The following is a 10,510-nucleotide window of genomic DNA, read 5'->3' as shown; positions in this document are numbered from 1 at the left end:
GCCGATCATGGCCTCACGCTGGCGAATCTCAGCCGCCAGAATCGCACGCCCCTTATACCGAAGATGACGCCGCCTGCTGTACCGGCGATGAAAGCAACGAGACCCAAACCGATGATTTCCAAGGTTTGAACGTTCAGGAAGCTTTCTGCCGACATGGTACAACCGGTACCCAATGCCAGGAAGATCGTGACGGTGTTCATCAACGCGTTCTGCGCCGTATCGGACAGACGGTGCGTAACACCGGATTCATTGATCAGGTTACCGAACATCAGCATACCTAAAAGTGCGGTAATAGACGGAAGTAATAAGCTGATGAAGATCGTGGATGCGATCGGGAACACCACTTTTTCAAAGTGCGATACGTGACGCAACTGTTCCATGACAATTTGACGATCTTTTTTGGTCGTGAACAATTTCATGATCGGAGGCTGGATCAACGGAACCAGGGACATGTACGAATACGCCGCTACCGCGATCGCGCCCAAGAGTTCCGGAGCCAATTTCGAAGCCAGGTAAATCGAAGTCGGGCCGTCGGCGCCGCCGATAATACCGATCGCAGCTGCCTGCGGAGCGGTAAAGCCCAAGAACATCGCGCCACCCAAGGCAACGAATACGCCGATTTGTGCCGCCGCGCCGAGCAAGAGAGTTTTCGGGTTCGCAATCAGCGGACCGAAGTCCGTCATCGCGCCGACACCCATAAAGATCAACGGCGGGAAAATTTCAAACTGAATGCCCGCATGAATGAGGGCAAAAACGCCTTCTTCAAAACCGTTTTTCGGCAAGTTGGCAAGGATACAACCGAATGCGATCGGTCCGAGCAACAACGGCTCAAATTCCTTGACAAATGCCAGGTAGAGCAACAGTATGCCGACAAAGATCATGATCGCATTACCAATACTGAATACGATAATGCCGCTGTCATGCCATACCGAAGTCACAGCTACTATGAAATCACTCATACTGTATCTCCTCTTCTATGTTTTCTGGTAAGTTGAGGTTTTAGCCCAACGCGATCAAATCGTCGCCCGCTTGTACGGTAGCATTGGCTGCGACCAAGATACTTTTTACCGTACCGTCACTCGGAGCATAGATTTCGTTGGCCATTTTCATCGCTTCCAGGACACAGAGGAGATCGCCGGCTTTAACAGCCTGACCTTCTTTTACGTCGACGGAAAGGATTTTGCCCGGCATCGGAGCTTTTACCGTTTCCGCGCCGGCCGGAGCCGCTTTCGCTGCCGGAGCCGGAGCTGCTGCCGGAGCCGGAGCTGCTACCGGAGCCGCTTTCGGAGCCGGAGCCGCTTTCGGAGCCGCTTTCGGGGCTGCGCCTGCGCCGAGTTCGTTCACTTCTACATCGTATTCTTGACCGTTAACGGTTACAGAAAATTTTCTCATTGTACATCCTCCTACTAAAAAGTAATTCTCCAAAACAAGGTATTGCTTAGTAATTATCTACTCCAGACAGACGCGCCGCTGCTGTCCAACCGGTATTTTTGGCCGGTCGAATGGACGCAATTTGCGAGCTCGAGTAGCCCATTGCTGCTACTGCTGCGGTAATCACCGCAACCACTTCATCATTATCGGACGCAGTCGACGTTGCTGCCGGAGCTGCAGCTGCTGCCGCGGCGGCAGGTGCCGCTTTCGCTACCGGTTTAGGAGACGACTTTTTTTTTCCGGTCGGATCCACAAGTCGAATGATCGTCATGAGCACCCACAGCATAATCAACACAAAGAATACAATAAACATGTTGATCAGCATAAATACCCAAGGATTCAATTCACTTCCCATTCACACCCATCCTTTCTCTTTAGATTTTTCCTATACTACGTTATGCCGCTAAGAGATTATAACGGAATATTGGCGTGTTTTTTCGCAGGACGGGCTTCGCGTTTGCTGGCGAGCATGGCCAACGCGTTGATAACGTACGGACGCGTTTGTTTCGGTTCGATAACTGCGTCAACAAAGCCGCGTTCGGCTGCTTTGTACGGAGTCGCGAACTCTTCCACATATTCTGCCGTCTTCTGTTCTTTATCCGGATCTTTCCGGAAGATGATGTTGGCAGCGCCTGCCGGTCCCATAACCGCAATTTCCGAAGTCGGCCAAGCGAATACCTGGTCCGCGCCCAAGTCCTGGGAGCACATCGCGAGGTACGATCCGCCGTAAGCTTTACGGGTAATTACCGTTACTTTCGGCACGGTCGCTTCCGAGTACGCAAACAGCATTTTCGCACCGTGGCGAATGATGCCGCCGTATTCCTGCTGTACGCCCGGCAAGAAGCCCGGTACGTCAACCAAGTTTACGAGCGGAATGTTGAAAGCGTCGCAGAAACGGATGAAACGGCTGGATTTGTCGGATGCATTGATGTCCAAGCAGCCGGCCATAAATTTCGGCTGGTTGGCAATGATGCCGACGGTTTGTCCGTCAAAGCGGGCAAAGCAGGTAATGATATTTTTCGCGTAGTGAGCGAGTACATCATAGTATTCACCGTTGTCGACAATGCTCTTGATAACATCGTACATATCATACGCTGCGTTGGAGTTGTCCGGCAACAAGGCGTTGAGGCTTTCGTCCATACGCATCGGGTCATCACCCGTGTCAACAATCGGAGCTTCTTCCATGTTATTGCTCGGCAGGAAGCCCAAGAGATAGCGGATCTGGTTCAAGCAGTCTTCGTCGTCTTTCGCGATGAAGTGCGATACGCCCGAAATGCTGTTGTGGGTCATAGCGCCGCCCAGTTTTTCCGCCGTTACGTCTTCACCGGTGACCGATTTAACAACGGCCGGACCCGTGATGAACATTTGGCTGGTGCCTTCGACCATGTAGATGAAGTCCGTCAATGCAGGCGAGTAAACCGCGCCGCCGGCCGACGGTCCCATGATGGCCGAAATCTGCGGAACGACACCGGATGCAATCGTATTTTCAAAGAAAATACGGCCGTAACCGGACAATGCGTCAACCGCTTCCTGAATACGAGCGCCGCCCGAATCGTTCAGGCCGACACACGGTGCGCCCATTTTGAGCGAAAGCTGCAGGACACGGACGATTTTGCTGGCGTGCATTTCGCCGAGCGAGCCGCCTTCTACCGTGAAGTCTTGCGCAAATGCGTAAACGAGTTTGCCGTCAACGGTACCATAACCGGTAACAACACCTTCGCCCGGAAGATCTTTTTTATCTTGGCCGAAGTTTACGCAACGATGTTTTACCAAAGCGCCGATTTCAACGAAGGAGCCTTCGTCAAAAAGGATTTCCAAACGTTCACGCGCAGTCATCTTTCCTTTTGCGTGCTGTTTGTCGATACGGCTTTGGCCACCGCCCATGCGGACGTGTTCCAAATTTTTATGAAGCAATTCAACTTTTTGTTGGTTTACCGACATTCTTACACCTCCGAATAATGGTAGGGAAGGCCGCCTCATCGAGGCGGCATACTCCTATTATTGACGCTCCGTAAGTTCGATCAAAAGACCGTTCGTAGCTTTCGGATGTAAGAACGCGATGCGGCAGCCGCCGGCACCGTAGCGAGGTTTTTCATCCAACAGACGAACACCGCGAGCTTTCAAGTCTTCGAGAGCTGCGTCGATGCTGTCAACACGCAAAGCAACGTGTTGGAAGCCGTTACGATGTTTTTCAATGTAACGGGCGATCGGGCCATCCGGGCTGGTGGATTCCAAGAATTCGAGTTCCGCATCACCCAGTTTGAAGAAGCTTACGTTAACTTTCTGTTCTTCCACCGTTTCGTCTGCTGCTGTCGGATGAACGTTCAACGTTTCCTGGAAAACTTGTTTCGTTTTCTGCAGGTCATCCACTGCAATACCGATATGGTCGATGTTCATAACTTTCCAATTCGCCATGCTTACTCCTCCTTTTGCAATAAAAAATAAAATTATTTAATAGCTTTTGCTACGATGGACTCAACGACTGTGTAAGGATCCACTTTCCTTGCATAGACTTGTTCCACGTAGTTATCAAATTCACCCGAGGACGTAACTTTTTCCATTACGTGACGGGAGATTTGCTCTTTGACCATCGCGATAATCTCGTTTACTGTCCGTTCGTGTCTGCGTTCCTGCAGAAGACCGGACTCTTCCAAGAATTCACGATGTTCGTCCATTGCCTCAATGACGTCTTCCACGCCTTCGTCACGACTGGCAATGGTGCGTTTGATCGGCGGACGCCAATCCACCTCTTCCGAGTTCAAATCGAGCATCATTTCGATTTCAACGTTCAAACGGTCCGCGCCGTCGCGATCACATTTGTTGATCGCAAATACGTCGCCGATTTCCAGAATGCCCGCCTTAATCGCCTGAATATCATCGCCCAAACCGGGTACCAGTACAACCAATGTGGTGTCCGCATTCTTGACGATATCGACTTCGGATTGGCCGACGCCAACCGTTTCAATCAAGACGACATCCATGCCGAATGCATCCATCAGCTTGACTGTATCCGCGGTTTTCTTGGAGAGTCCCCCCAAGCTACCGCGCGTACCCATACTCCGAATAAATACGCCTTCATCCAATGTCAAATCATTCATGCGAATTCGGTCACCCAAGATCGCACCGCCGCTAAACGGGCTCGTCGGGTCGACTGCGACAATGCCGACAGTCTTACCTTGTTTACGGAAATATTTTACCAGCTTGTCGGTCAGGGTCGATTTGCCTGCGCCCGGCGCACCGGTAATACCGATAATCCGCGCATTACCTGTATGACTATAGATTTCTCGAAGTATATCGACATATCCGTCTGCTTCGTTCTCGACTGCAGAGATAGACCTCGCCAAGGCCAGCCTGGATCCATTCCAGAATTCCTTCATTAAATCCATGGTTTTGCCCCCCTTGGTCAATTACGGACCTGTGCTCCCGCCGTAGCGGGAGCCGGTACCGTCTATCAGTTCTTAATGAACGTTTTCTTTGATGAATTCGATGATCTTCGTGGTCGGAGTGCCCGGTGTGAAGACAGCTTTTACGCCGGCTTCTTTCAGTGCCGGGATATCGCCTTCCGGAATAACGCCGCCGCCGATAACGAGCACGTCATTCAATCCCTTTTCTTTCAAGAGTTCGATAACGCGCGGGAACAGCGTGCCGTGCGCGCCGGAGAGCAAGCTCAACGCAACTACGTCAACGTCTTCAGAAAGAGCCGCTTCCGCGATCTGTTCCGGAGTCTGACGAAGACCGGTATAAATAACTTCAAAGCCCGCATCGCGCAACGCACGAGCGACTACTTTAGCACCGCGGTCGTGACCATCCAGACCCGGTTTTGCAACAATTACACGAATTAATTTTTCTGCCATGATTGGTTACCTCCCGTATCCTTTCAGCAATAGCGTATCTTAAACCGTAGCGTGCGCCTGGTATTCACCGAATACGCCGCGCAGTACGTTGCAGATTTCACCCAAAGATGCATATGTGCGTACGCAGTCGAGGATCAACGGCATCAGGTTGACGCTTTCATCTTCGGCGCCTTTGCGCAATGCTTCCAAAGTAGCCTTGACTGCTGCCTGGTCGCGATTGGCTTTAACTTTAGCCAATTTCTTGGACTGCAGTTCACCAACCGAAGCGTCGACTTTCAGCAAGCCTTCCACCGGTTTTTCTTCGACTTGGAATTTGTTGACGCCAACGATAATACGGTCGCCGGATTCAACTTCCATCTGCCAACGATACGCCGATTCCTGGATTTCTTTCTGGATGTAACCTTTTTCAATCGCGACTACCGCGCCACCCATTTCGTCGATCTTACGGATGTATTCTTCCGCTTCTTTTTCGATCGCATTGGTCATCGCTTCTACATAGTACGAGCCGCCCAGCGGATCGACTACGTCAGCCAAACCGGATTCGTACGCAACGATCTGCTGCGTGCGCAACGCGATTTGTACGGATTCTGTCGTCGGCAATGCCAACGCTTCGTCGCGGGAGTTAGTGTGCAAGGACTGCGTGCCGCCGAGAACAGCCGCCGCGGTCTGCAACGCTACACGAACGATGTTGTTGTCGACCTGTTGCGCCGTCAACATCGAGCCTGCGGTCTGCGTGTGTACACGCAATTTCATGGATTTGTCTTTCTTCGCGCCGAAACGGTCTTTCAGGATACGCGCCCAAAGACGACGGGATGCACGGAATTTCGCAACTTCTTCGAGTACGTTGTTGTGCGCGTTCCAGAAGAAGGACAGACGACCTGCAAATTCGTCGATTTCCATGCCGGCTTTCAATGCCGCTTCAATGTATGCGATACCGTCAGCGATCGTGAAAGCGATTTCCTGTGACGCAGTCGAACCCGCTTCACGGATGTGGTAGCCGGAGATCGAAATCGTGTTCCATTTCGGAACGTATTGCGAGCAGTATTCAAAAATGTTGGTGATCAAACGCATCGACGGTTTCGGCGGGAAGATGTAAGTGCCGCGAGCCGCATATTCTTTCAGGATGTCGTTTTGGATCGTGCCGCGCAGCTGGTCAGAGGATACGCCCTGTTTTTCCGCAACGGCAATGTACATCGCCAAGAGAACGGACGCCGGAGCGTTGATCGTCATCGAGGTCGAAACTTTACCCAAGTCGATCTGGTCGAACAGGATTTCCATATCGGCGAGCGTATCGATCGCAACGCCTACTTTACCGACTTCGCCGGCACTCATCGGATCGTCCGAGTCGTAACCGATTTGGGTCGGCAAGTCGAATGCGCAGGAAAGACCCGTCGCACCGTTTTCAATCAGGTAACGATAACGTTGGTTGGATTCTTCGGCCGTAGCGAAACCGGCATACATACGCATCGTCCAGAGACGACCGCGGTACATCGTCGGCTGTACGCCGCGGGTGTACGGGTAGCTGCCCGGCAGATCCAGGTCTCGTTCATAGTCAAACCCTTCGATATCGAGCGGGGTGTAGACTTTGTTGTGCTTCATGTTCGGACGTTCCGGGTGTTTGGCATACATTGCAGCAACTGTTTCTTCGTATGCCTCCAATTTGGCCTTCAAGGATTCGTTAGCCATGTGTTCATCATCCTCCTAAAAAATATAAATGTATATCGGTCTCTTGCGAGACTGACTAACCACAACGCAGCCTGCAGCTTAAGCCGTCTTTTCAGCGGTGCGGGTAAGTCCAAAAAAGATCGGGTCTTACTGTTTTTTCATGCTCTTGTTATCGGCTAAGCGCTGATGGAAATCGAATGCTTCTTTGAGAATATGCGGGGTTTGCGAGTAGCCGCAAGCTTTTTCCGCACGTTCCAGATAGTCCATCAATTCCGGACGGTAATCCGGGTGCGCAATGTTTTCGATAATCACGCGAGCGCGTTCTTTCGGCGAGAGGCCACGAACGTCGGCAACGCCCATTTCGGAAATGTAGACGTGTACGTCGTGTTCCGTATGGTCGATGTGCGAGCAGAACGGTACGACACAGGAGATGTCGCCGTTTTTCGCGATCGAGTTCGTGAAGAAAATGCTCAGGCCGCCGTTACGAGCGAAGTCGCCCGAACCGCCGATACCGTTCATCATCTTCGTGCCCGATACGTGCGTCGAGTTGATGTTGCCGTAGATGTCCATTTCGAGCGCGGTGTTCATCGCGATAACGCCTAAGCGACGGATGACTTCCGGGTTGTTCGAAATTTCTTGCGGACGCAGAACGATCTTATCGCGATATCCTTTGATACCTTTGTAGAAGCGTTTCAGTCCGTCCGGCGAAGGCGAAAGGCTCGTGCCCGAAGCCATCGTCAATTTACCGGCATCAATCAGGTCGAACATGCCGTCCTGGATAACTTCCGTGTATACGGTCAGGTTTTCATACGGAGAATCAACCAAGCCGCTGATTACGGCGTTTGCTACGTTACCTACACCGGATTGCAACGGGAGCAGGTTTTCCGGCAAGCGACCGTGTTTTACTTCGTTTTGCAAGAAGTCGATGAGGTTGCCGCTCATCTTCTTCGCGTCGTCACCAATCGGGGCGAATGCGCGTGTTTTGTCGGTGATGTCGCACGGTACGATCGCAGCGATTTTGCTGTGGTCCACTTCGATGTACGGAGTACCGATGCGGTCGCCGGCTGCTTCGATCGGAATCGGTTTGCGATGCGGCGGGTTAGCCGGCTGATAAATATCATGCATACCTTCCAATTCGAGCGGTTGCGAAGTGTTGACTTCGATGATAACTTTTTTGGCTTCCGTGACGTATACCGGCGAGTTGCCCAAGGCGGTCGTCGGAATCAGGTGACCTTCTTCAGTAATCGAGCATACTTCGATGATGCACCAGTCTAATTCGCCGAAAAAGCCCGCGCGTACTTGCTGCGCTACGTGGCTCAAGTGCATATCGATGTAGTGCACTTTACCGGCATTGATCGCTTTACGCAATACAGAGTTTGTCTGGTACGGGAAGCGGCGGTTCATACCGTCACATTCAACCAGAGCTTGGTCTGCTTCCGGGCCGACCGAGGCGCCGGTCCACAGATCAATTTTGAATTGCTCTTTCTTAATCCGTTCTTCCAATGCGAGTGGTACTGCTTTCGGGTAACCGGACGGTGTAAATCCGCTGATACCGATATGATCATTCGGGTGAATCATGGCGGCCGCTTCTTCTGCGGTCATGACTTTGCCGAGCAGATCTTTACACCGAATTCTGTCGCGAATGTCGTTAATATCCATTCCTTTACCATCTCCTTAAAAAACAACGGAACACGCTATGCCGTACATAGTTCCGAGAAACAAAAAAGGATATCGCCGCCGTCGACGATATCCTTTTCGAGGGAAGAGAAATAGTCAACGGTACCGCAATGCGATAAATCTGGCGTCTCCTAAATTCTTGAATCCCCTCCCTTGTGGACCAACTCCGTATTTTTTGCGAAGATCTTTGTAAACCAGACCATCGCATGTTATTCGTCTACATGATAGTCGATGAATTTTACCTTGTCAATCGTTACTATTCGTTTTCTAATCTTTCTAAGGCGCTTCGAAATGTCATTCGATTATTATTACAAAAACATTGTCGATTAATTGTAAACCTTGTTATTCTCTTTTATTATATCAGCTATTCATTTATTTTTCAGCGTCGCCTAAGCTTTCTCATTTTTTCTTTTACCGTCTCCCCAAGCGGCTCAGCGTGCTTTGCAATGCGCATAGTGTCCAAAACGTAAGCGCTACCGTTCGGTGAAAGAAATTGCAATCGAACAGACCGTTGATGCTCATGCCGATCACGGCCAACAGCGCCCCCAGAGCCAACGCCCGCGAAAGATGGCTGACGCTTGTCCGATAGCTGCGCCACGCCAAGACGCCATGCCCCCAAAAAGCCAACATGTATAATACGAAACCGATGATGCCGGTCTCCGCGAATACCGTCAAGTACAGATTATGCGCGTGGTAAATCACAATCGACGGATCCTGCATATAGTAATCATAGCGGGGATACACAAGCGGAAACGCCGCCCAGCCGATGCCGGTCCACCAATAATCGCCGATCATTTGCCATGTGCTGCGCCAAAATGCGAAGCGCAGGTCCACGGACGTATCGCCGCCGTGAAAAAGCGAAATGAAGCGCTCCGTAATTTGTCCGTGATGCAACCAAAGAAATGCGGGCACGGCCAACAAGCCCCATGCGACTCTCCGGTCATAGATGATGGCGGTAACGGTAAGCACTACCAGCATGCTCACCCACGCGCCCCGCGAATAAGTCAATAATAACACCAGCAAAATCAGTAACAAAAGCGCCGCCGTCAGCAAGCGTTTATATCCGCGCTCATAGATCGCAGTAAAACTCGCCAGCACGCTCGCGATCATCAGCAAGTACGCCCCCAGCAAATTGGGATTTCCCAGCGTACTGTACATACGACGCAGCAGTAGCGGGAAACGCTCGCGATCCACCCACTCCATCGTAAAGCCGGCAAACCCGCCGAAGAAATACTGATAGATACCGATGACGCACACAATGACGGCGCCGGCCAACAAGTAACTCAAAAAATGCACACACTGCTCCCGCGTGCGCAACTGCCATGTCACCAGTAAATACATCGCCGCGTAGGTGCCGCAGCGGTAAAAAAAGTTGTATGCGCTGGCGGAAGGTTCCGGCGCCAACCAGGTGGTGCAATACGCCCAAGCGGCAAACAGCATGAGCGCCACTCCCGGCCAACGCAAGGCGCGCAATCGAGCCGGCTCACGCCAAAGCAACACCGCCATAACGGCGCATGCCGAAAACAGCGAAAGCTCCAGCCCCATTTGCCACCAGGGCATAAAAAAAGCCGCCGCGTATAATAACCCGCTGCACCATTGCGATAATAATCGGGAATGCGTCCGTACCTGCATGCAGATTCGTTCCTTTCGTAATAACACTAAGTTTATTATAATGCGCGGTATGCGTTCTGTCCACGCAGACAGCGCTAAGGCCTTATGTTGTTCCGTTCTTTGCTCTGTAAAGTTATCAATGGTCGATAAATAACTCCTTTTTCATTTATTCATCATGTTTATTTATATTTCGCAAAGAAAACATTCTTTCCATACGAGCCACTGACTCCAGCTCTGGCTTCCATAAGCCCCTGACGAATCGCACGATAGGT

Annotated in this window: 9 protein-coding genes and 1 pseudogene; all 10 read right to left on the bottom strand. The window is 51.3% G+C overall.

The features are described 5' to 3' along the window. Window positions 1–56: 56 nt before the first annotated feature. Window positions 57–959: pseudogene (locus RDN69_RS04960) on the bottom strand (sodium ion-translocating decarboxylase subunit beta); the annotation flags it as partial. A gap of 40 nt (window positions 960–999) precedes the next feature. Beyond that, window positions 1,000–1,392, bottom strand: coding sequence for a biotin/lipoyl-containing protein (locus RDN69_RS04955; RefSeq protein ID WP_159822490.1), 393 nt, complete (start codon window positions 1,390–1,392; stop codon window positions 1,000–1,002). A gap of 46 nt (window positions 1,393–1,438) precedes the next feature. Beyond that, window positions 1,439–1,786 (bottom strand): OadG family protein, encoded by a 348-nt coding sequence (locus tag RDN69_RS04950; protein WP_034436844.1) that lies wholly within the window; start codon window positions 1,784–1,786, stop codon window positions 1,439–1,441. Between the two features lie 56 nt (window positions 1,787–1,842). Then, complete coding sequence (locus RDN69_RS04945) at window positions 1,843–3,372, bottom strand: carboxyl transferase domain-containing protein (protein WP_024048711.1); 1,530 nt, start codon at window positions 3,370–3,372, stop codon at window positions 1,843–1,845. Window positions 3,373–3,429: 57 nt separating this feature from the next. After that, a complete protein-coding gene (gene mce, locus RDN69_RS04940; RefSeq protein WP_024048710.1) occupies window positions 3,430–3,846 on the bottom strand; it encodes a methylmalonyl-CoA epimerase in 417 nt (138 codons plus the stop codon). Window positions 3,847–3,878: 32 nt separating this feature from the next. Beyond that, a complete protein-coding gene (meaB, locus tag RDN69_RS04935; RefSeq protein ID WP_024048709.1) occupies window positions 3,879–4,817 on the bottom strand; it encodes a methylmalonyl Co-A mutase-associated GTPase MeaB in 939 nt (312 codons plus the stop codon). A gap of 72 nt (window positions 4,818–4,889) precedes the next feature. Beyond that, entirely contained in the window at window positions 4,890–5,285 is a 396-nt protein-coding gene (locus RDN69_RS04930; protein WP_024048708.1) for a cobalamin B12-binding domain-containing protein, read from the bottom strand. Window positions 5,286–5,324: 39 nt separating this feature from the next. Further along, the gene (locus tag RDN69_RS04925; RefSeq protein ID WP_273259354.1) at window positions 5,325–6,971 is read right to left on the bottom strand and encodes a methylmalonyl-CoA mutase; all 1,647 of its coding nucleotides are present in this window, start codon (window positions 6,969–6,971) and stop codon (window positions 5,325–5,327) included. A gap of 126 nt (window positions 6,972–7,097) precedes the next feature. Next, complete coding sequence (locus RDN69_RS04920; RefSeq protein WP_273259355.1) at window positions 7,098–8,609, bottom strand: acetyl-CoA hydrolase/transferase family protein; 1,512 nt, start codon at window positions 8,607–8,609, stop codon at window positions 7,098–7,100. 429 nt (window positions 8,610–9,038) lie between these two features. Next, window positions 9,039–10,187, bottom strand: a complete 1,149-nt coding sequence (locus tag RDN69_RS04915; protein ID WP_273259356.1) for an O-antigen ligase — start codon at window positions 10,185–10,187, stop codon at window positions 9,039–9,041. Between the last annotated feature and the right edge of the window lie 323 nt (window positions 10,188–10,510).

The organism is uncultured Negativicoccus sp., assembly GCF_902480485.1.
In the GTDB taxonomy this organism is placed as follows: Bacteria; Bacillota; Negativicutes; order Veillonellales; family Negativicoccaceae; genus Negativicoccus; species Negativicoccus succinicivorans.
The sequence above is the reverse complement of the archived record's forward strand: the minus strand, read 5'-3'. Positions and strand labels throughout refer to the sequence as shown.